The following is a 23222-nucleotide window of genomic DNA, read 5'->3' as shown; positions in this document are numbered from 1 at the left end:
CTATTTAGAACAGAGCATAATCTTCTCTTGTTTTCCGGATGATATAATTCACGACAAGCACCAACATAAGCCCGAAGAAGGATTGATACAATCCAGCGGCGGTTCCCATACCAATATCAAAGTTAACCGCAAGTGAGCGATAGACGTAAGTATCAATAATGTCGGTCGCTTCGAAGAGCAGGCCGTTGTTTCCAACGATTTGGTAAAACAAATCGAACTGTCCCTTCAAAATACCACCAAGACTAAGCAGGACAAGCAGGATAAACGTTGGAATAAGCATCGGTATCGTTATGCTGCGAATTCGTTGGAATATATTCGCGCCATCAATCTTGGCCGCTTCGTAATACTCATCTCCGATACTCATGATTGCGGCCAGATAGATAACTGTGCCATAACCGAGCCCTTTCCAGAGATTGAAGAAGACGATTATGTATTTCCAAGGTGCGGTATGCATATAGAAGTCATACTCAGCAAGTCCAAGCTGGTGCAGTAGTGTATTGATGACACCGTTCTCTGAATTGAACAGGTTGAATACAAAAGCGCCGACCAGAACAAAAGAAATGAAATAAGGTAGAAACATTGCGGATTGTGCGGTTTTCTTGAAGAGCCTGCCTGGAATTTCTGCCAGGAAAATGGCGCATGTCAGCTGCAGCATATTGCCGACCATGATAAATGCCAGGTTGTAAAACATAGTGTTTTTTGTCAGCGCCCATAAAGATCCCGATTCGACCAAAAATCTAAAGTTCTGCCAGCCGATGAATTCGCTGCCGAATAACCCGCCTTCAAAACTATAATTGGTGAAGGCATAATAGATGCCAACCATCGGAAGATAGGCGAAGATGAGAAAGAAAAGCAAAGTAGGAGCAATCATAACAAACATAACTCTGTTGCGGATAAGCTCCCCGAACATGCCGCGCATACATAACACCTCCAAACAATTTAATTTTTATTTTGTATTGAAATCGATTTCATTTTGAATTATATTGGATACATACGGATGTTGTCAAACAATTATTTTACTGAGGCAGATGAGCAATGGATATTAAAATTATCGACGTGGCAACCCAAGCGGGTGTATCAGCTGCAACGGTTTCCCGCGTGCTAAACGGCAATTCCCAGGTTAAACAAAGAACAAGGGAAAAGGTTAAACGGGCAATTTTGGAGTTGGGCTATTATCCCAATGCTGTAGCCAAAAATTTGCGTTCGCAGAAATCAATGATGATCGGAATCATTGTCCCAGATATCAACGCCTCCTACTATACGGATATAATTAAAGGCATCGAAAATATGGCCTACTCGCGCAAATATAGAGTGATTATTTGCGACGCGAAGAATGACAGAGAGCATGAACTGGAGTATCTCAACCTACTGATCAGTCGAACGATAGACGGCATGATTCTCGCTACGACGCTGCTGACAGATGAAGAGCTTGGCTCCTTCTCCGACAGAGGCTATAACGTCGCCTTAATCGGCAGGAATATTGAGCATGACGGGATTCCCTGCATCTTCACAGACAATGTTAAATTCTCAAGAGAGGTCGTCTATCATCTCGTTGAGCAGGGTCACCGCGATATCGTCTTCCTAAGCGGCTACGCGGAGTCTGTTGACAGTTATGAGCGTCTGGAAGGTTATCTCAAAGGATTGAAGGAGTATACGATCCCTTTCCGGCCAGAGCTTGTCGAGAACGGCGATTTCAATGAGACTGGCGGCTACGAGGCTATGAATCGCCTATTTGATAAGGGCTTGTTGTTCACTGCAGTCTATGCTGCCAATGACGAGATGGCGCTCGGAGTATACAGGGCCTGCAGAGAGCGGGGCATCCAAATTCCACAGCAGCTTGCCATCGTTGGCGTTGATAATAATCGGATTAGTAAATATTTGAGCCCTACGCTCAGCACGGTTAACCAGCCGAAGTACACCATGGGAGCGGTCATCGCTGAGAAACTGATCGATCAGATGGTAGAGAAGGAATTTAATGATATGCGCGTCTTCAAGGTTGACTCCGAGCTAATCGTCCGTGGCTCTTCCAGTTTCCGAAGAGAACAATGACAGGTGCTTGACGCTGCCGAATCCAGGTGCATAGGGGCTGTCCCAAAAGGGTAAACCAGAGTGAGACAATCCCATATTATGTGCAAAAGAACCTTCAAAGCCACTATGAAAGTGGATCTGAAGGTTCTTTTTTACCCGAATATTACGTGAAAAGTGGGGGCTAAATTTTCCGGAAATGACTTTTGAGACAGCCCCGGCTTTAAGCGATTTAATTAGAATCTCCAGCGATTACTCTCCCTAAGAAGAGCAATCACCGGAGTCAAACGATTGGCTTACTAACGTTTAGGATTGTATAGCCGGTAAAGCACGACCGCTGCCTCAGCCCTTGTTAGTGGTGAAGCAGGCTTCAAATACCCATTGTTTCCTTGGAATAGACCTTCTACAAGCATGCTTGACACGCTATCTTCCGCATACTTGGCAATGGCCGCTGAATCCTTGTAGCTCATCAAAGCTTCCTTGCTGCCTGCTGCAGTTTGCAAGCCCGCAGCCTTCATAGCATTGTGGAGCATAATCATCATCTCTTGACGCGACACCAGCGACATCGGATTAAACTGATTGCCTCCTTGACCCTGTACAACTCCAAGTGTCCGGGCTTCGTTCACATCTTCATAGTAATAAGCGCCTGGAAGAACATCCTTGAAGTCTTTGGAGCGTTCCGCATGCAGGTCCAGCACTCTCATAATCATCACAATGGCGTCTGCTCTTGTTATCTGCTGTTCAGGTGAAAAGGTCTTCACAGCTGTCCCATTGATTGCTCCTTTGGAAGCCAACGCTTCAATCGCTTGCTGTGCCCATCCGAAGCGTTCCAGATCGCCAAACGTCTTCGCGACGGAGACGACGGCGTAACGACTGAAGTGATGAGTAGCAAATGTCATCTCACCCGATACCTTGTCATAGCGTCCGCTAACGACTGGAGCTGCTGTTCCGTCCTCCTTGATTTGCCAGAAAGTCAGCCGTTCCGGGTTCGTTCGTTCGTCATCAGAAGCCTTATATGCAGCTCGGAATGTGACGGAAACCTTGTCATTACGCCATTCTACAAGCTTGCCGTCGATGGCTGCATGAAGCTCGATAACCGGATGATTGCCAACTGCTCCTTTCACGGTTTCACTCGCGCCAGACAAATCAGCCGAACCGATCATAATGGAAATCTCCTTGGCTGATCCAGCTGCCTGCCCTTCGAACATATTTCCAGGGAGGGTGAGTTGGCCTGTCGGTGTAACAAACTCCATTCTTAGCTTCTCTTGCCCGATCAGATAGGATGCAGGCACTCTTAATTCAAAGGTATCTTTACCCAGTGAAGCTGGGATTGTAAAGCGGATCGTACGGATACCTTTCGCATCTGCTGAGCCGGCATTTATGGCCTTCTCAATATCCGTTTGATCCAAGGAAAGAACAGCTTTGGAATCTGTATTCGAAACTATGCCGGAGCCTGGACTCGAATCGATAATCCCGCCATCCTGCTTCCTTGCGATTATTACGCTGCCTTGACCTGGCACCGCCTCGTAGTAAACGAAATTGCCTGCCCCTTCATGGACTGGCTGCAGAGTTTGAACAAGACTTCCCTGTGTTGCCGTTACTTTCGTCCAGTCAGCCGGAATCTTCGTTCTCAATGTGAGCGATTCGTTATAGACTGCCTTATCTAGAGAGCCAGTAAGCTTCACCTCAATCGAATTAGACGAACCAGCCTTTGCTTCAATCGAGACATCTTGTCTCTCGCGCAAATATTTGCCTACTTCAGTCAAGGTGCCATTCCACAGCGCATCTTCTCTGCCATGAACATAGCCGTAATGATTGTCGAACAAGCTGAGTGGTGGGGATGACCATCCTTCCCCCTCATTCCCATGTCCGGTCAGAACGAGCCAGTTCCCCTTAGCAATGCCAAAATCTGTCCAGTCATTCAAAGACTTGACCGTCGTTGTGCTTTCGGCCATCGTGCTGCTTAAGCCATAATAGCGAGTTGTGCCAGCTGTATTACCCGCATTGTTACCCCCTTGGCGTGCAGCAACGAAATATTTAGCCGCTTCCTCCGATACCTTACTGTTGGTGTTATTATACGGCAGCGCCAACGATTCTGGCTTATGTCCCGTTTTTAATTCAATTTGTGCAATTGAATCCTTAAACTCGGTCTTCATTTCGTTAGTTGTCAGTGTAGTCAGATCCCTATGGGTTACCGTATGGCTGGCAGCGTCGAAATATCCTTTATCCAGCAGTGCTTTCCACTGAGCCCATGTTCCTGTGGATGCTCCCACATCATTATAGGACTTATCAATCCAACCACTAATTAGTGCTAAGGTGCCGACCAAACTATACTTCTCGTGCAAGCTGGCAAAACGAAGCACTGAGTCGTAAATGCCGTCGTCATAAACAATTGAATAAGCCCCAGCCTTGCAGCCCTTCCATATGCAGATTTCGGTATCGCCCACCGTGCCTGCGGCTCCTTTAATTGCTTTTGCAACCGTATTTGCAATCGTCCACGCTCCCTTGGGATTCGGATGAATCTTATCCGGGAAATCGACGGACTGGTCTGCTGTTGCCGCATTCACATCAATCAGGGCTGAGCCTGATGCCTCTGCTGCCTTCTTCACCAACGGGATAACACCGTTCTGCAGCACGGATGATACGATTCCGTATGCGCTGGTCGGATCGTCATTGAAAATCCAAGGCGGCAAATTGACGTATACCTTCGGATGACTTGGCAGTTCCTTATAGGCTTCAATCATTTCCTTGTAATCGCTCAGGAAGCTGTTACTGCCGTTGCTCCAGTTCCCAGACTTCGTATCGTTTGTTCCAAGCTGTATGACTACGATATCCGGCGCATACTTTTTACTAGCCTCAAAAGCCGCTTCATTCCAATAAGGCTTGTCGCCTTTCTTCTGCAGCGTACTGCCGCTAACGCCAAAGTTCTTGACCGCGTACTTATCGCCCAACATCGACTGAAGCTGTGCAGGGTAGCTGGTCACTCCAGCATACTCCAGTCCCGCTCCAGCTGTGATACTATCGCCGATTGCGGCTACCTTGATTTGCCCTTCCGGCTGCGGTTTCTCCGGAATTTGTTCGGTATACGTGGCGGGTATTTCATCCGATGGATATTCAGCGAAATACAAATCATCGAAATAATAAGTGCCAGGATTCCATTCCGCCAAGCGAATTTCCTTCAGCTTGCGCACATCTGCCGATGTTTTGCTGAGCGGAATATACACCTTGGTCCACTGCCCCTTCACAGCAGAAACATCCGTCCAGTTGTCAATGGAAACCGTTCCATCCGTATCTACGAAGGTTACATGAACGGTATTCGAGCCCTGCATATCCTTCACATAAAACACCAAATAATTGAAATCAGAGGCATCCAAGGAAGCTGCTCCGCCCTGAGGTGTAATAATGACGGATTGGCCATTTGCTCCAGGAGCCCCGCCATCGCCTGTAACCTCCAGCTTCACGCTGCCAGTGCCGCCCGGATTTACTCCGAAAGTCCGGTCAACGGTTGCGAGTGCATTCATTCCCTGAGTAACCTGAACTTGAGCTTCCTCAAAGGACTGGAACCAGCCGCTTGCACCGATCGGATATGATGGGGGAAGCGAGCTATCCTTGAATGTAGCCGCGAATATATCGTCTATTAGCAATTGATCCGAAGGCGCAAGTCCAATACGGACCTGCTTGATCGCCATCGTATTGAGCTTTCTGCTGGAGAGAGGAAATCCCTGTGCTCCCTGCAGAGAAAGGCTGAGCAGCGTCCATTTATTCTTCACTGTGCGCTCTTCTGTAGACGACGTCCAGGTATTACCTTCCGCATCCACTAAGGTGATGGAAAGCGGTCTGCCCCCTACACTATCCTTTGCATAGAAATTCAAGTAATTATAAACAGACAGGTCGCTATTGATCATACCACCTTGAGGTACGATTGCAGCATAAGCGCCGTCAGCTGCGGAGTCGACAGTGATCTTCATACTCTTGGAAGCGCCGCCTCCTGGACTGTCGATAACGGATTCCAACTTAACTTCATTTCCGGACGCTACAACCCCCTTGCCCGATTCAAAGCTCTGGAACCAGGTAGAGATGCCGACAGGATGAGGTATTGCGCCAGAAGAAGTATGGGTATATCTGTTATATCTCTCAGCAACAATGTCCGTCACTTGCTTCGGCTTCGTTCGATCCATATGGTACAATCCCATTGTCTGCAATCCAGTAATGTTGGTATACCAGTTATAAGCCGTCCACCAGGCTGCACCGCTAAGCAGGCCGGAAGGGTTGGCCTTTCCCTCCTCGGTGACAGTGGCTGTTCGAGCAAAGGCGTTGAATGTGCCCGTAAATAGCTTCGTTTGTTTCGTGTCCGCAGGGCTCTCATCCCCCGACCAATATCCGTACTCCGTAGCAATGATCGGCTTGTCAGGATAAAGTGCGTGAATACGCTCGATCTCTTCTTGTGTATCAACGTCCATATTCTTGCCATAGAATGCACCGAAGTACATTGTCATGCCGATGACATCTGCGGCTGAATGTGAATGATCGCTCTCACCTTTATACGGATTCGCCACAGCGGATTGACCGACCAGACGGGTCCCGTCAATCGCATGGGCAGTGTCCTTAAGCTCCGTGATGTAATTCACGCGCTGAAGCTGTCCAGCTGATTCATTGCTCACCCCATCAAACCATATCGAAGGACGATTATAGTTGCTATAGATCATCTCCTCCAGCATCTGCTTTGCCTGACCGCGCTGACGCTGAAGATCAAACGCATCACCGCTGTACCAATAAGCCGGAATCTCCTGCCAAATGGCTAGCCCGATTCGATCAGAATATTGATAGGTTGGCAGACTATGAGGGAAATGACCAGTCCGCACAAAGTTCGCCTTTACATCTTCCTTGATCTTCTGCAAATCACTGTAACGAGTCGCTAGATCCAGTGAAGGTCCTTTATCGCTGCTGTCCTCCGTATATCCTACACCTGCTAGGAAAGGAGCTAGCTCACCGTTCAGCTTGATCTTTACGCCATCCGCCTCCAGCGTGCGAATGCCGAATTGCGTATAGAATGTATCTTTAACCGTTCCTCCAACCTTCTGCTCTACCTTCAGAATATAGAGATTTGGGCTAGCAGGACTCCATAACTTCGGACTTGGAACCTTTAACTGCAGCGTCTGTACCGCTTGCTTGTTCGCTGCAACCGTGAGAGTCGTACCTGTTGTCTTCAGAGACATCTGGCCGACCAAGTCCTGTCCATATTCACTAAGACGATTGCTGTCAAGCACATTCGCTTCATATACACTGTACGTTAACTGCACATTCTCATCTGCCGTACTGGTATTGTTCAAGAATGTGCGGATTGAGAGCGTTCCGTCTGTGCTCAGCGTACGAATGTCACTGCGGACAATGTAGCTATCCGGCAGGAATTCGAAGTAAGCGTCTCTCAGAATACCTGTATAGTTAAACCAGTCTGACTTGGCATAAGGCAGAATCTCGCCATTAGCGAACGTATCCCATTTGGGATTATCAACTCTTACAGCGATGACATTGTCCCCGCCATAATTGAGCAGACTTGAGGCTTCAAGAGAAAATGGCGTATAGCCGCCTTGATGTCCGCCTGCATACTTTCCGTTGATCCATACATCCGCAAAATAGTTGACTCCCAGAAAGTTTAATTGTGCTGGAACGCCTTTCATCGAGCTGTCTACGGAGAAATGCTTGCGGTACCAAACACCGCTCTGATAACCCGATTTGTCGCTCTTATTCTCTGGTCCATTCACCGATTCGTAAGCGCTAATCTCATCCTCCGGCATCGGCAGTGCTTTAACCTTCCATTTGGAATCATCGAAGTCCGCTTTCTGCTTCCCATCGGCCTCTTTTTCAAGCCCTTCGATTCTGTCTTGATTCCGAGCCGAAGCAGACAACTCTGAATTCAGGCTTGTTCTAAGCTTATTCCAATTTCCATTCAGAGAAATATAAGTTCTATCCTTCTGCTTCTCGTACGAACCAAGCGGCAGCCCGTTCGCAAACGGCATGGATTCACCGTTAACATCCTTAAGCACCAGTTGTGTGTACCCTGCATTGGGAAAATCGTCATTCGCACTTTTGCCCAGATAGAACTCGTCAAAATAGTAAATTCCCGCCTTCTCAGGTGTAACCGTCACCTGTGAAAGCTGCGAGAACCGGAAGTTAGCCGATTTATCCAGCGGTACGACAATACGGCTCCAGCTATCCTTATCTGTTAACTTGCTTGTTGTTGTCGATTCAATGACCTTGCCTTCCGCATCCTTCAATTGCACGCGTAAATTCTGTCCACCCTGTGCATCCCACACATAGAAAATAAGATGACTGAAATTCGTTGCATCGATTTCTGGGCGATAATCATAAGGTTTTTCTTTGTTGATCGAGGCTCCAAGCGCTTGGGGCTTAATATTCACGCCATTCACCCCAGGATCTGTTGAATCGGCGGCCACTAATGCTTTGACGCTGCTGGAATGGTAAGCATTCGCAGACTCAGCCCCGCTCACAGATGTCTGTACACCCGTACCGGCCGAAATTCCGTAGAGGCCATCTTGTCCCTTCGTCTCGAAGCTCTGATACCAAATTGCACCGATGTTCGCAGACTCACCAATGAAACCCGGCAGCTCGTCGTTCTCATCCATTGCGAAGAAAATATCATCAACGAGATAAGTTCCTGCATTATATACACCAATATCAATAGACGTAATATTAGATAAATCAATACCCGTTGCTCCATCCAGCGGAAGAAGCATCTTCACCCACTTATTCTTGGTTGAGTTTGTTGTTCCCCACTTATCCAGTACACCTCCATCCGCATCCTTCATACGGATCTCCACACCATTGCTGCCTTGCATATCCTTGAAGTAGAAGGCGAGATAGTGATAACCGGAGGCATTGAAGCTCCCAGCCGCCTTTGGAACTACTCCCAGATAGGTACCGCCGACATAAGGCCAGCCAGATCCAGTTGTCGTCAGCTTCACGCTTGTTTTCTCTGCTGCGTTAGCTACATCCTCTGCCGTCTCTGCCGAAGCACCGCTGCCTGCGGAGAATCCACTTCCATGCTCAAAGTCGTTGAACAGTGAAGTACGTTCCGGCTCATACGCCGGAGAGGCATCCGACATATTTTGTCCAAAATAGAGGTCATCATAGTAATAGACATTGCCCCAGCCCCAGTAAGTTCCCAGTTGAATCTCTTGCAGCTTAGCGAAGTTGAGCTTCGTCTTGTCTAAGGGTACAATCATCTTCACCCATTGGTTGGATTGCGTCTTAACCGTCTGCCCAGAGTCTGTATCCCAGACAGCTCCCTCCGCATCCTTAAAGACCACATGCATGTTAACTCCGGCATCCTTCGAGGTATCCTTGACGTAGAACATCAAATACTTATAGTTAGACACGTCCATGTAATCGTTACCCGATACTTTGCTATCATCTTGGGGGGCAATGTGAACACCGTAAATGCCCGTGTTCCATTCACCGTTCTTCTCGATCCCATCCCCATCGGTATACGTATTTTGCACGGACTTCAGGCTGCCCGAGCTGGAGGAATACGCAGTAGGACTAGCTGTATGCTGGGCTACTGTCGCACTTCCTTGGCCATTCAGGCCATACTTTCCATTGATACCGGGGGTATCAAAGCTCTGGTACATAATCGGTTTGGCCGGTACCAAAGGTCCTTCCGGATATGCCGGAGGCAAATCAGAGGCGAGCTGAGCAAAATAAAGCTCATCGAAATAATATTGGTTATTCCAACCCCAGTACTCACCTAGTGATATGGAGACGATTCTGGAGAAGTCAAAATCCTTGGTCTTGTCTAATGAAATAGATAGACGAGTCCACTCATTCTTCACAGATACCACATCTTTCGTTTCTGGACTCCACATTTTGCCGTCTGCGTCCTTGAATACAACATTGGGATTATGAGCGTCGGCATCCAATATGTAGAAGCTAAATACGTTGTAATTCGAAGCATCATAGTAAGCTTCTCCGGCAACAGTGACATCCTCCTGCGGTGTCACAATAAAGCCGTAAACATTCGTATCCCATGCGCCGCCGCTTGGATTGTTGTCATTCGATTGCACAAGTTTCGCGCTTTTCGTGCTCCCATTGCCAGGCGTTTTACCAGAGATCGTAACTGTGGAAGCGCTCCCTATTGAGGCAATGCCATTGTTCCCAGCTGATCCAGGCTGTTCGAAATTCTGGTACCAATTAGCCGGTGGAATCGACCCAGCTTCCGCACTTGCGTTTTGAGAGCCTATTCCAGTAAGCACAGTTGAGAAAAGAAGCGCAAAGGTCAATGTTATTGCCGAAACCTTTCTCCATCTTATTAACCGTGTGAATCCTTGCATAGTTCTATTCCTCCTGATCTATTGTTATAGCTATGAAACCGATTTCAATTTTACTTAAAAAAATAACCTCCTTCTGTATTATTCGTACTTTGGGGCCATACAAGATAGAAATTTCTTTACAATAAAACAAAATGTAATCGATTTCAATTTCCATTATAAAGAAGACATGAAGAGGGTGTCAATGGCACTTGGGGCGATTCCCAAACTTTTTATTTGCCGCAGCCACTCAGCAAATAGGTTTGTGTTTCCGAATCCGCTCTGGAAATGGGAGATTTCGTGGCTGACGTGCCGGGACTCTGAAAAAGGCATGAATGGTCGGTTAGCTATCTCGATGAATGTACATATGAAGAAGACTCTCGAACGATTAATTCTGATTCTACAGTTATGATTCGGGGTCCTTTATCAGGCTCATCACCTAATTGGGCAATGATTTTCTCCGTGAGAAGTGCGCCGAGCTGGAATTTAGGCTGATTCACGGTACTTAAGCTAGGCGTAACATATTCCGTAATACGATTGTTGTCTACCCCTACTATCGCAAGTTGTTCCGGTATGGAAATACCCATCTCCCGACATGCCTTAAGAACGCCAAGCGCCATTTCGTCATTGGCTGCATACACCGCAGTGAATGGGATATTTTTCCGGAGAAGCCTTTTCGTAGCCGAATATCCCCCCTCTTCACTGAAATCACCGCATTCAATCAGCTCTGGAAAGAAAGGAATCCGCCGTTCCTTCAATGCTTTCATATACCCTTCCAGACGCTCATAGCTATCAACAATCTCAGGATATCCATTAATATAAGCAATATGGCGATGACCTTGATCAAGAAAATGACGAATAACATCTGTCGAAAACTTAACATTATCCGTAAGGCAGCATGGAATACTGTCATGATCAATACTTCTGCCAATCAGACCTATTTTATGCCCATTATCTGCGAGCTCTGTCAGCAACTCGTCTCTCAAGGTAGAAGATACTAGGATGAGCGCGTCTACCGTTCGGTTCTTCAGCAGCCCCAGATAATCCTGTTCCTTCTCCGGCTTATTGTCTGAATCACAAACAATAACCTTATAGTTTAAAGCATAGGCCGTATTCTGAATACCCTTAATAATCTCCGCAAAATAGGCAATATTGATATCCTGAATAATGACACCAATCGTGCGGGTACGCTGTGAACGAAGATGCTTCGCTGCCGCATTGGGATGATAATTCAGCTCTTCAATAGCCTGCAGCACCCGCTCCGCTGTCTTCTTCGTCACTAAACTGCTATTATTCAACACTCTCGATACTGTCGCCGGCGACACGTCTGCCAACTTAGCCACATCAACAAGTTTACGATCCATAAGTTCTCAATCCCGATCCGTATTAATCTATATAATATAATTATATGTTTGTTATCTCATGAACACAAGTAGGGTGGTTTCGTGCATCAGACGGGCTCTGTGCGATAATAGGGGTTTGTAAAAAGTCAATTTGTGATTCTACATTCCCCACCTAGAGCTTGATTTCACACATAAAAAGAGCCTTCATCTCCACTGAAGTGGAATTAAAGACTCTTTTCTGTAAATATTGGGATGCTCTCATTATTGCGAATACTGCCGTTATCTGAAGGCCCCACTTCTTGAATTACAATTAATTATTATTAAAAAGAAGGAGAGAATTTCTTCTCTCCTTCCATAGTTAGAATAGGGAGGAATCAAATAAACGCCCCGCTTTCACAATTGATTGGTTCTATCTTACATTAAGTAAACGGATTTGAAAATAATTGCTTTTGGGGGCTTTCAGATAACGTTCTTGTATTCACGAACCCTTATTGGCATAAGGCGCGTAAACGCCGTGTCCGACGGACTTAGCCAGTGCAGGGTTGTCCGGCTGAATCAACTTCCCGATTACTAAAATTCTTGTAATATACTTACTCCATCTTTATCAAAATCAACTAAATATCTCTTATTCTGCCCGTGTGAACTATAATTAGCTTCAATTTTTATTATGTACTTTCCGTATCGAGTAAGATGTGTTTCTTCAGTAATAGTTTTTTTCACATATAGTTCAATTTCGTTATCAAACAATTTCTTTTTTGTTATTTCCATTTGTGTGCTAACATTTGTTTCTAAAACAATAAAATCTACTTTCACATTACTATGATATTCGTAATTTCTATTAACTGTTATAGACAACTTTAATGTAGTGTCTTGCTCATTCGCATTAATATCCAAAATGCTCAATCTCGAAGATAGTTCTACAGGGAAAGGATCTGGAGGCATCGTTTCGTCTTTGCTCTCAATGTTTGGTCTTACATTAGAACAAGAAACCAAAAAAATTAATATAAGTATGCTTGAAAGTAATCGGGCATATCTCAAAGCTTTACCTCCTTAAAGTCTTGCAGAGGTTTCACATATCGAGCTTGTATCTGCGAACCCGAGAGGCCTTAAGTGACAGTAGGGAACGGGTCATCAGACTTAGGCTCACAGTGGTTCGACTTTCTGGCTCTTCAACTTCGGTCCGGACCAAGGGCGCTAGCCCGCAGCGTGAATACGGTGTTTTCTGATGGTGAAGTCACCTTGAAATACCTACAAAACTGCACTTAATGTCTCTTGATAAATATTGTAGTTCTCATCATCAAAACATATAAATTGAATTCTGTTAAAAGAATTATTCAGTTCCACAAAGCCTTTAACTGTTTTTATTGCAATTTCAGCTGCCTTATCTTTAGGGAACTTATAGATTCCTGTGCTTATATTAGGAAATGAAATGCTCTTGATTCCATTCAAAAGCGCAAGGTTTAAAGTGTTTTTATAACAATTACTAAGCTTTTCGTTTTCTTTGTTATTTCCACCATTCCATACAGGTCCTACTGTGTGTATCACAAAGTTAGCTTTCAATTTGCCTGCCGTTGTTATTACCGCTTCCCCAACTGGGCAATTTCCTTGCTTGTTTCTGATTCGAATACATTCATCAAGTATTTCTTTACCACCTGCTCGGTGGATAGCTCCATCCACTCCTCCGCCGCCGAGCAAACTTGTGTTTGCAGCATTCACAATGCATTCCAAATCAGATTGTGTAATGTCACGTTTAACTAACTCAATTATGGTTGAATTTAACAAGTATTCCATTGAATATTCCTCTCTTTAGCAATTGTAGCTTTCTGATAACATTCTTGTATTCACAACCCTCACTGGCTTAAGAGAGCGATAACGAACGGGCCCGGGACTTAGCCAGTGCAGGGTTGTCCGGCTCATTCTACTTCCTGGCACCTCAACTCCGGTCCGGACCAAGGCGTAAGCCCGCAGCGTGAATACGATGTCATCTGAAGTTATTCGTCATCTTTGAGAAACCACCGAATTTGTTGCCCCTTCGATACAATCCATCATTGTTTCATATAATGCATTCGAGAAGTCATTATATTCAGTCTCTTTTCCATGTTGCTGTGCAGAATAGGGTGGACTATCATTCCAAGACCCCATTCCACCAAATACCCACGAACTGTAAACTGTATTGATTATCCTTTGGGCTTCAACAGAATAAATACTGGATAATTGATCTTCCGCAATAATAATGCCATCAAGAATTTGAATCCCCTTATCAAAGAAACTCTCTCTCCAAAAATCTTCTTGTATCTCATGTGCCAATTGACTTAGGTTTACTAATGCACTTCTTAATTGGTTTGATAAATCAAGTAAATCTGACTGACGCTTTTTTAATTTTATATTTTCCCTGAAATCAAGCTTATTATATGAAATTTCCCACCTTGTGTTCGGTGGTTTCTCTTCTAACTCCCAATTTGCAATCCAGAGTTCATTAAAATTATCAAATTGGCAGATAAGTCCCCATCTGCGTCCGCCACCAACAAAGGCACTTGTAATTCTCTCGTCTTTACTTCTATCGGAATTAAAAATAAATATCCCTTTGCACTTACGTTCCCTCAAATCATGCATCCATGACAAAGTATCATATTCTTTGAGCGATTTTGAGAATAAAGAGAATAGGTGTTTCTTGTCTTTATATTCAGGTATAAACTTAATTAAGTAATGTGAATTGTCTTTATAATGTTTCGGTTCTTCAAGTATATTTTTGAGCAAATATAAATTTCCAAACGAAGCCAAGAGCATTAGATGATGAAGCTCTCCATTCATAGCTCTATCTCCTTAACGAATAATTTCACATAACGTTCTTGTGTTCTCGACGTCCCACCACCTTAAAGGAGCGGAGCGATTGGCCGCGACGCGGTTGGAGTTGCTCGATTTAATTCATTGTTATAGTCCCTTTGTTTAAAATAAAATGGTCCTATATGGTTCAATTTCATGTCCTCACCTTTCTTAAAATCACGCCAGCAAATCATATTATTACTCTCTTCAATGATCGCAGATATATATCCACAGTCCAGATCTCCACACTGTGCACATACGAATATCGGATAACGATTGCCACCTAATGGACTTAATCTTACTAATGTTAGTTCACTTATTCTTAATTCTAAATTCTTATCTTCAGGTTCTAACACAGGAATGAAACCATGTCTCTTAACTAATTCATAAAGAGATCTTCCATCAATTAAAAAATCAATGAACAATCTATCTTTTTACCTTGTCCACCAGGTTCAATTTCGCCATAGCCAGTTGCTGACCAAACCTTTCCTCGATAGAATTCACTCAAATGATCACGTTGGTCATAATTAAACGTGGCTCTAATTATACAATCCAGTTGTCCTAGCAGATATTTCTGATAACGTTCTTGTATCTACGAACCCTCGAACTCGCCGTTACTGCCAGCTTCGAGTAAGCTGAATAATTACTTCAATGCTACAAATAAATCAATCTCATTGTCTGGACTTTCTGGTTTATATCTTTCATCCCAAATTTCAAAATCATAATCCTTTGGTTCATTTCCAGTCTCTCTAATCAATTGGTCATATACATAGTCATACGTACGGCTAAGCTCCGATTCAAGTCCCTTATGTGTGTAAGTAACATACTTACTTTCTGTGACAGCATGACTTATCATATTTAATGGAACATCGCCTTGCTTACTTACTTCATAACAGAGAATTTGTATAAACCTATCCACCTGAGGATTAAAATCGGACTTCATAGGATAAATCTGCATTAAAATTACATTCTCATTTTTCTTGTTTTGAATTTCGTCTTTTCTTTCAAATAGTGAATGATAAACGTTCTTACCAAGACCAGACTCAAACTCTTTAATATTTGCTTCAATTTTGTAACCTACAACATGAAAAAGGGGTAATGTTATTACTTTAGCTTCCATGAAATCTCCTTCATTCAAAATGTTTATTTGTAGTAATTGCGTTTAACAGACCAAGGAGGAGCGTCAGCTCCGCAGCATAGATACGGTGTTATCAGAAGGAATCTGCTTCTTCGAAAAACTTACAAAAGTCTTGTTAATTCTATATTGGAATATGTACGATCAGAATAATCTTCATCTCCAAATATCCCGTTAATCTTGTCAAACCCTAACTTAATCCAGAATCTCAATGCAGACCAGTTCTTTAATGCTACATTAATTCTAATTTCTTTATATTCTAGTCTAGTTAGTTCAATAATTAATTGATTTATTATTTCTTGTCCATATCCTTGTTTCTTATATTTATTTCCTACACACATAAAAGCTATATATGTAATGTCACTCCGTGGATAGCCGTGGTATATACTTAGCATTCCGATCAAATTGTTACTTTCTTCATTGGTTTTTATCGTTTGTATTTTATAGTTCTCTTTCTTACCACCTGGCGGTAAATCTCCTTTAAAGTAACATTGATTTATGTATTCTATATCTGGTTCACGTCCATTCCAACGACTTATGTTGCTACTTGATTCATAAAGTTCTTGTACTTCTTCTAATTCTTGAAGTTTGAGATCCTCAAATATGAGTCTTTCAGATTTCCAAGGGTTTTTCAGAGCCACTATAGTATCACTCCAGTTGGTTAAATATTTTATTTGCACTTCAATTTCTGTCCAGACCAAAGGCGTAAGCCCGCAGCGTGAATACGGTGTTATCTGCTGTTACTGCCTTCTTTGAACAACTTACACTAATGGTCTGATCTGAAATCTCTTGACGATTACGGGGTCTATAAAAAGCTTCGGCCAGACTGAGGGCGGATGCCCAATGCGTGAATACTGCTAGGCGAAGCCCATTGTATTACCCTCAAATTTCTAAACAGTGTTTAAAATATCATTATTATGATAAAATTATTAATGTGGGATATTTCTTAACGAGGTGATGACCGTGCCAATTATTAAACCGATTTCTGATCTTAGAAATAACTTTAATTACATTTCTGAGGTTTGTCATACTGAAGGTGAACCGGTATTCATTACAAAAAACGGTCATGAGGATTTGGTTGTTATGAGCCATGCCCTTTATGAAAAACAACTGGCTGTAATTGAATTGTATCAAAAATTGGCAGTTGCCGAAAAAGAAAGTTCTGATCCATCGGTGCATAGAGTTGATCATTCTGATCTCATGAGTAAATTAAGGAGCCGCATCAATGGAGAAAAACCTTCCGATTAAATATCTGCCATCCGCTGAACAGGATATTATAGAAATCATTGATTATGTCTCCATGGATAATCCTCCAGCTGCCTTAAATCTCCTCAATCAGTTTGATGAGTCCATTTCCATTCTTGCCTATTTTCCTTTAAGCGGACCTATTCCTAATGATGCTAGACTCCAACTTCTTAATTATAGAATGTTAGGCATTCAAAGTTATCTTGTATTTTATGTCGTTCAAAATGAATTTGTTGAAATTCGCAGGGTTCTTCATGCGAAACGTAAATATGACTTTTTGCTTTAGCTCTTATTATGTAGTACTTCGGATTTCACCTAACGTTCTTGTATTTACGAAGTCCCACCACCCTAAAGGAGCGAAGCGACCAGCCACGATGTGGTTGGGTAGTGCGCCTGTGTCCTGCTGATTCTGCTTTCCTGCTGCTGCCGATTACATCCTCGAATCAACATCGGACTTCGGTCCGGGCCGAGGGGCGAATCCCCCAATGCGTGAATACGGTATTAGATGATGTGGCTGACTTCTTGAATTCACTTTCAATATTTCATGGCTTTCCATATGCACTTGTAGTCTTTAAGTAGTCGTTCAAGATACCGGCAGAGATAGCTGCACAGCCTTGAATGCCCCTAGATTCCAGAAAGCTCAATATCTGCGCAGAACACAGCCGTGTAACTGGTTATCTCCAAGCATTCTAACCACCCGGGAGACGTTGATGATGGACTGTGTAAGGTTCACCGGTTTAACTTAAAAACCATTTTGTTCATAGCTTGCCCTCCTCCAATTCATTTTGAATTGTGTGTACGCTTTCAAACCCATCGACTTCCTGTCTTCTTCGGGCTCCTCCCTCGACTCGGAAAACAAAAAGACCCACTTCAATTACCGCATCCGAAATCCATGCGCAATTCGAAGTGAGACTCTCTTTCTCCGTCACAAAGTATTAACTTAGTTTTATTTTAGGTCAGCGCTTTTATTCCTGTCAATAACCTCCTAGGGCTTGACAACATTCGTTATTCAGGACTTCACTCTATAGATAACGTCCATGCTGGGCGATACCACAAAAACGAGGAACCCTCTTGGACGGGTTCCTCATTTCATTCCAAATTGGGAGGTGAATTGATCTGATTGTGTGATGCAAAAGATTTTATAAATGTCTGGCGACGACCGTCTTCTTGCGGGTGTAAAACTCCACTCCGTCTTTCCCGTTAGCGTGAAGGTCGCCATAGAACGATTTTTTGTAGCCCGAGAACGGAAAGAAGGCCATGGGCGCCGGTACTCCTACATTTACCCCAAGCATCCCGGCATCCATATTTTCGCGGAATTCCCGAATCGCGCTTGCGCTATCCGTATAAATACAGCCGCCGTTGGCAAATTCGGACTGGTTCGCAACATCGATTGCATCGCTTAGCGATTGTACCCGGATCACCTGAAGAACAGGGGCAAATATTTCATCATTCCAAATCTCCATTCCCGGTTTCGCATAATCGAATATCGTCGGGCCCAAGAAATAACCATCGCCTTGGGCTGCCTCATGGCTCCTGCCATCCAATACGAGCTTTGCCCCCTCTTCCTCGCCTTTCACGATATATTGGATCGTTCGATTCTTATGGGAGTCCCTGATTACGGGCCCCAAGAACACTTTCTCATGAAGTCCGTTCCCGATGCTCAACCCTTTCGCCGTTTCCGTCAAACGTTCTACGAGAGTGTCCGAAACCTCGCCAACGGCTACGACTACGGAGCAAGCCATGCAGCGTTCGCCCGCAGATCCGAATGCCGCATTAATGATTTCCTTGACCGTAAGCTCCATATTCGCATCCGGCATGACGATCGAATGATTTTTGGCTCCGCCCAGCGCTTGTACCCGTTTTCCATAAGCAGCAGCCGTTTTGTACACATATTCCGCAACCGGCTGTGAGCCTACAAAGGAAATCGCGTTGACGCCGGGATGCTCGAGCAAACCGTTCACGACATCATGGGCGCCGTGCACGATGTTGAATACGCCGTCGGGCAATCCCGCTTCGGATAGCAGCTCTGCCAGCCTATTCGCAAGCAGCGGCGTTCTTTCCGAAGGCTTCAATACGAACGTGTTTCCGCAGGCGATCGCAAGCGGGAACATCCAGCAAGGTACCATCATCGGGAAGTTAAACGGCGTAATTCCACCAACGACTCCAAGCGGATACCGATACATGGCGGATTCCAAACCCGTAGCGATATCCGGCAGTACGCTGCCCATCATGAGGGTCGGCGCACCGGCCGCAAACTCTACGCACTCGATGCCCCGAAGCACTTCCCCGTAGGCTTCCCCGTAGCTTTTGCCATTCTCCAAAGTAACAAGCTCTGCGAGCTCTTTCCAGTTGTCGACGAGCAATTGCTGATACTTAAACAGAATACGCGCCCGTTTGGGAACCGCGACGTTCTTCCACTCCTTAAAGGCTTCCGCGGCAGCCGTTACCGCGCGATCCAAATCTTCCTTGGAGGACAACGGAACTTTCGCAATCCATTCTCCCGTAGCCGGATTGGGAACGTCGTCCGTCTTGCCGGATGTTGCCTCGACCCACTGTCCGCCGATATAGTTTTTCACCAATTGTACCGTCATCCCTGATTCCCCCTTAATTCTCGTTCCGATCAATAACCGCTTGAATCTGCTCAACGGTCGGCATAGCATCCGAACAGCTGTGGCTGGCTACGACGATGGATGCCGAAGCGCTGCCGAACTTCTGGCAACGGTCGACGCTCCACCCTTGGAATAAGCCGTATATGAATGCTCCCGCAAAAGAATCCCCAGCCCCGAACGTTTTGACAACTATAGTCGGATAAGTGCCGGAGCGGAATGTTTTACCGTCGTTAGTAAAAGAGATGGAGCCGTTCGAGCCGTGTTTCACCATAACAAGCTTTGCTTTGCAGCGAAGCCAGGTTTCCGCGGTGTACCAGTCATCATGTCGAAGCTCCCCGAACGGCGCTTCCATGAGATCGAACTCTTCCCTGCCTGCGATGATAACGTCGCTTTTCTCCGCGACCATGCGGCAGTAGATCCCTGTTTCCTCCGGTGAATTCCAGGAGTAAGGACGATAATCCACATCGAAAAAAACAAGAACATTATGCTTGATCGCGTATTCCAAAGCCATGAACACCGCTTCTCGAGACGGACTTTTGGATAGCGCCGTTCCGGATATCAAGATCGCTTTCGACTGCCGGATATACTCTTCCTTGACGTCTTTAGGCTCCAGCTTCAAATCGGCCACATTGTCTCGGTACATAAGGATGCTGCAATCTTCAGACGATTTGATTTCCGTAAAGGCCAGACCAGTTACGGCGCCGGTTCGATCGACGACGATATTCCCAGTATCGATTCCTTCTTTGACTAAATAACTCGTAATATAATTCCCGAACTGATCGTTGGCTACTTTGCCTATAAACCCAGTTCTCAGCCCCAGCCTGGCAGCGGCTACCGCGATATTCGCCGGAGATCCGCCTAAATATTTAGTAAAAGTCAGCGTTTCCTCCATAGGACGATTGATCTCATTGGCGTTCATATCGATGCACAAGCGCCCTATGGCGATTAGATCAAGAGGACGATCTTGAGAAAATGGGATCGTGTTCATTCATGACTGCTCCTCTCTGACAGGCGGTTTAAACAACCATTCGTGCGCAGGATCATTGTGGAATTTCCAAGTTCGTACCGGTCCGGCCATTACGTTCAAATAGTAAAGGTCGTAACCAGGGACCGCCGAAACGGGATGATACCCCTTCGGAACCAACACGGCATCGCCATTAATAACCGACATCGTTTCATCCAACGATCGATCATCCGTATACACTCTTTGAACGGCAAAACCATGATCCGGATTTACCCGGTGATAATAAATTTCTTCCAAATAAGACTCATGCGGTAAATTTTCTTGATCGTGCTTATGCGGAGGAAAGCTGGACCAGTGTCCATTCGGGGTGAACACTTCCACGACAAGTAAACTGCCGGCTTCTTGCTGCTCAGGCAAAATGCTATGCACCCGCCGCGTCATATTGCCGTATCCGCGAATTTCTACTTGAACGTTTTCAGGCCGAATTAATCTGGCAGGATAAGCAGGAGATGGATTGCCGACAGCGCTGGAAACAGCTATTTCTACATCCGTCAATGCAATAACCTCGATAAAATCATTCATCGGCACATACATGGAGTAAGGGGGTATTTCTTCAAATAGGCTCATTCGTCGCCCGATATTGGCGTATTTCAGCTCGTTTGTGAAGACATCAGCCCGACCCTGGAGCAACGTAACGCAAATCTCCATCCCGCCGGTGCTCTTGCGCATCGATTGTCCGGACTTTAATCGGTAGACATCCAAGCCGATGTATTCCCAAGCTGCCGACTCAGGAGTAATGGAAAGCACTTTTCCTTCCGCATCCGGATGCTGACTAGGCACGATTAATTTCGACATTTATGCATCACTGCTCCTTTCCGGAACTTGTTCTTATTTCACCGCTTCAAGTTTGTTTTGAAGCTTTCTGTACGCTTCGTTAACCTTTACGCTCTCGGAAACTTCAGCAACATCGACTCTCCACCATGATTCGTATCCGGACGTATTGGTTCCAGGCACGACCTTGATATGAATGAGTGTCGTCGTTTCCTCGTTTCTCGCATCCTCCAAAGCTTGCTTCAGTTCATCGATCGTTTGCGCCGTATAAGCTTTCGCACCCAGACTCCGGGCATTGGCGGCAAAGTCGAATCCCATGTAGCCGCCGGACAATCCCCCTTGTTCGGGAGAGAAATACCGGAATTCATTGCCGAATCCGTCGCTGCCATTTTCCCTTTGCAAATTGTGAATACATTGGAAGCCGTGATTGTCAAGGAGCAGAACGGTAATCTTCCGTCCTTCCTGAAGGCTGGTCACTAATTCCGAGTGCATCATCAAATAGCTTCCGTCACCGACCATAGCGTACACTTCGCGGTGAGGATGAGCTAACTTCACGCCGAACGCCCCCGCAACCTCGTAACCCATGCAAGAAAAACCGTATTCCATATGATAGGTATTCGGCCGCGTCGTTTTCCAGAGCCGATGAAGATCCCCGGGCATGCTGCCTGCCGCACCGATAATGACATCTTCGGGCTGCACGAATGCGTTGATTTCCCCGAGTACCCGCGTTTGCGCCAAACCGTCTTCTCTTTCCAACGCATAGAGCCGATCGATTTCACTTATCCATTCGGATTTGGCAAGGGCTAGCCGATCGGAATCATAGCTAGAGACATACCCGGCCGCTTGCAGGTCAAGGGTCAATTGGCGCAAAGCTAATTTGGCATCCGCTTGAACGGATACCTTACTCAACTTGGCAGCGTCGAGGCTATTCACGTTTAATTGGAGAAATTCCACCTCGGGATGTTGAAAAAGGCTCTTGGAGGCTGTCGTGAAATCGCTCATTCGGGTCCCTACACAAATGACAAGGTCGGCATCCTTCGCTAATCGGTTTGCCGATAGCGATCCGGTCGTTCCTATTGCCCCCATATTGAGCGGATGATTCCACGCCATCGCGCTTTTTCCGGCCTGCGTTTCCCCGACAGGGATCCGGAAAGCTTCCGCAAACTCGCGCAGCTCTTCTGTTGCCAATGAGTAATGCACGCCGCCCCCAGCAATGATAATCGGGCTTTTCTTTCTTGAGATCAGCTCCAAGGCACGCTTGCGGGCTGACTCCGCCATCGGTCTTCTGTCAATGGAGTGAACCCGCTTCTCAAAGAAAGAAGCCGGATAGTCATAAGCCTCGCATTGAACATCCTGCGGAAGGGCAAGCGTTACGGCTCCCGTATCCGCAGGGTCCGTAAGCACTCGCATCGCGTGAAGCAATGAGGTCATCAACTGCTCCGGCCTCAAGATGCGATCCCAAAATCTGCTCACCGGCTTGAAAGCGTCATTGGCCGATATAGTATAATCGGACGGATGTTCCACCTGCTGGAGAACGGGATCCGGTTGTCTTGTAGAGAAAATATCCCCTGGAAGGAAAAGAACCGGAATTCGGTTCACGGTTGCCGTAGCGGCAGCCGTCACCATGTTCAATGCGCCCGGGCCGATGGAAGATGTGCAGGCGAATATGCTCAGTCTGTTGTTCTGCTTGGCGAAAGCCATTGCCGCGTGAGCCATTGCTTGCTCGTTTTTCCCTTGGATGAATTTCAGGTTCCCCGGCATGCGTTCCAGCGCTTCGCCGATCCCCGTTACATTGCCATGTCCGAAAATCCCCATAACGCCGTGAATGAATTTCATTTCCCGATGATCAATTTCAATATATTGTTGATCCAGGAAGCGGACCAAAGCTTGAGCCATAGTTAAACGGATCGTCGTCATTCTCTT

The 23222-nt window shown here is 45.6% G+C and carries 15 protein-coding genes; 3 read left to right on the top strand and 12 right to left on the bottom strand.

From position 1 onward, the window contains the following. Positions 1-4: 4 nt before the first annotated feature. Positions 5-919 carry an ABC transporter permease gene (locus tag EKN16_RS28775; RefSeq protein ID WP_125664662.1) on the bottom strand — a complete coding sequence of 305 codons (915 nt, stop codon included), beginning with the start codon at positions 917-919 and terminating at the stop codon, positions 5-7. Between the two features lie 116 nt (positions 920-1035). On the opposite strand from EKN16_RS28775, the gene EKN16_RS28770 reads away from it, so the two are divergent. After that, entirely contained in the window at positions 1036-2049 is a 1014-nt protein-coding gene (locus tag EKN16_RS28770; RefSeq protein ID WP_125664660.1) for a LacI family DNA-binding transcriptional regulator, read from the top strand. A 275-nt stretch (positions 2050-2324) separates the two neighbouring features. Here the strand turns inward: EKN16_RS28770 and EKN16_RS28765 are convergent, their stop codons facing one another. The 7 genes from EKN16_RS28765 to EKN16_RS28730 form a co-directional block, all read right to left on the bottom strand. Beyond that, complete coding sequence (locus EKN16_RS28765) at positions 2325-10373, bottom strand: S-layer homology domain-containing protein (protein WP_125664658.1); 8049 nt, start codon at positions 10371-10373, stop codon at positions 2325-2327. Positions 10374-10696: 323 nt separating this feature from the next. Then, a complete protein-coding gene (locus EKN16_RS28760; RefSeq protein ID WP_125664656.1) occupies positions 10697-11713 on the bottom strand; it encodes a LacI family DNA-binding transcriptional regulator in 1017 nt (338 codons plus the stop codon). Between the two features lie 549 nt (positions 11714-12262). Beyond that, on the bottom strand, positions 12263-12730 hold the full coding sequence (locus EKN16_RS28755; RefSeq protein WP_125664654.1) for a hypothetical protein: 468 nt from the start codon (positions 12728-12730) through the stop codon (positions 12263-12265). Positions 12731-12940: 210 nt separating this feature from the next. Next, positions 12941-13483, bottom strand: coding sequence for an O-acetyl-ADP-ribose deacetylase (locus EKN16_RS28750; protein ID WP_125664652.1), 543 nt, complete (start codon positions 13481-13483; stop codon positions 12941-12943). Positions 13484-13690: 207 nt separating this feature from the next. Next, positions 13691-14503, bottom strand: coding sequence for a hypothetical protein (locus tag EKN16_RS28745; RefSeq protein WP_125664650.1), 813 nt, complete (start codon positions 14501-14503; stop codon positions 13691-13693). Between the two features lie 655 nt (positions 14504-15158). After that, complete coding sequence (locus EKN16_RS28735) at positions 15159-15635, bottom strand: GyrI-like domain-containing protein (protein ID WP_125664647.1); 477 nt, start codon at positions 15633-15635, stop codon at positions 15159-15161. A 119-nt stretch (positions 15636-15754) separates the two neighbouring features. Next, positions 15755-16351 (bottom strand): GNAT family N-acetyltransferase, encoded by a 597-nt coding sequence (locus tag EKN16_RS28730; protein ID WP_221226891.1) that lies wholly within the window; start codon positions 16349-16351, stop codon positions 15755-15757. A gap of 262 nt (positions 16352-16613) precedes the next feature. On the opposite strand from EKN16_RS28730, the gene EKN16_RS28725 reads away from it, so the two are divergent. Both EKN16_RS28725 and EKN16_RS28720 read left to right on the top strand, forming a co-directional pair. Continuing rightward, on the top strand, positions 16614-16898 hold the full coding sequence (locus EKN16_RS28725; RefSeq protein ID WP_125664643.1) for a type II toxin-antitoxin system Phd/YefM family antitoxin: 285 nt from the start codon (positions 16614-16616) through the stop codon (positions 16896-16898). Then, positions 16876-17181, top strand: a complete 306-nt coding sequence (locus EKN16_RS28720) for a type II toxin-antitoxin system RelE/ParE family toxin (protein WP_125664641.1) — start codon at positions 16876-16878, stop codon at positions 17179-17181. The genes EKN16_RS28725 and EKN16_RS28720 overlap by 23 nt, the downstream gene beginning before the upstream one ends. A gap of 853 nt (positions 17182-18034) precedes the next feature. On the opposite strand, the gene EKN16_RS28715 is transcribed toward EKN16_RS28720, so the two are convergent. The 4 genes from EKN16_RS28715 to iolD are packed head-to-tail and all read right to left on the bottom strand — an operon-like array spanning position 18035 to position 23216. Continuing rightward, positions 18035-19486: a CoA-acylating methylmalonate-semialdehyde dehydrogenase gene (locus tag EKN16_RS28715; RefSeq protein WP_125664639.1), complete on the bottom strand. Its 1452-nt coding sequence runs from the start codon at positions 19484-19486 to the stop codon at positions 18035-18037. Positions 19487-19499: 13 nt separating this feature from the next. Further along, entirely contained in the window at positions 19500-20492 is a 993-nt protein-coding gene (iolC, locus tag EKN16_RS28710) for a 5-dehydro-2-deoxygluconokinase (RefSeq protein ID WP_125664637.1), read from the bottom strand. Then, positions 20493-21323 carry a 5-deoxy-glucuronate isomerase gene (gene iolB / locus EKN16_RS28705; RefSeq protein WP_125664635.1) on the bottom strand — a complete coding sequence of 277 codons (831 nt, stop codon included), beginning with the start codon at positions 21321-21323 and terminating at the stop codon, positions 20493-20495. A gap of 33 nt (positions 21324-21356) precedes the next feature. Next, positions 21357-23216 carry a 3D-(3,5/4)-trihydroxycyclohexane-1,2-dione acylhydrolase (decyclizing) gene (iolD, locus tag EKN16_RS28700; protein ID WP_125664633.1) on the bottom strand — a complete coding sequence of 620 codons (1860 nt, stop codon included), beginning with the start codon at positions 23214-23216 and terminating at the stop codon, positions 21357-21359. Between the last annotated feature and the right edge of the window lie 6 nt (positions 23217-23222).

The organism is Paenibacillus baekrokdamisoli, assembly GCF_003945345.1.
Classification (GTDB): domain Bacteria; phylum Bacillota; class Bacilli; order Paenibacillales; family Paenibacillaceae; genus Paenibacillus_Z; species Paenibacillus_Z baekrokdamisoli.
The sequence above is the reverse complement of the archived record's forward strand: the minus strand, read 5'-3'. Positions and strand labels throughout refer to the sequence as shown.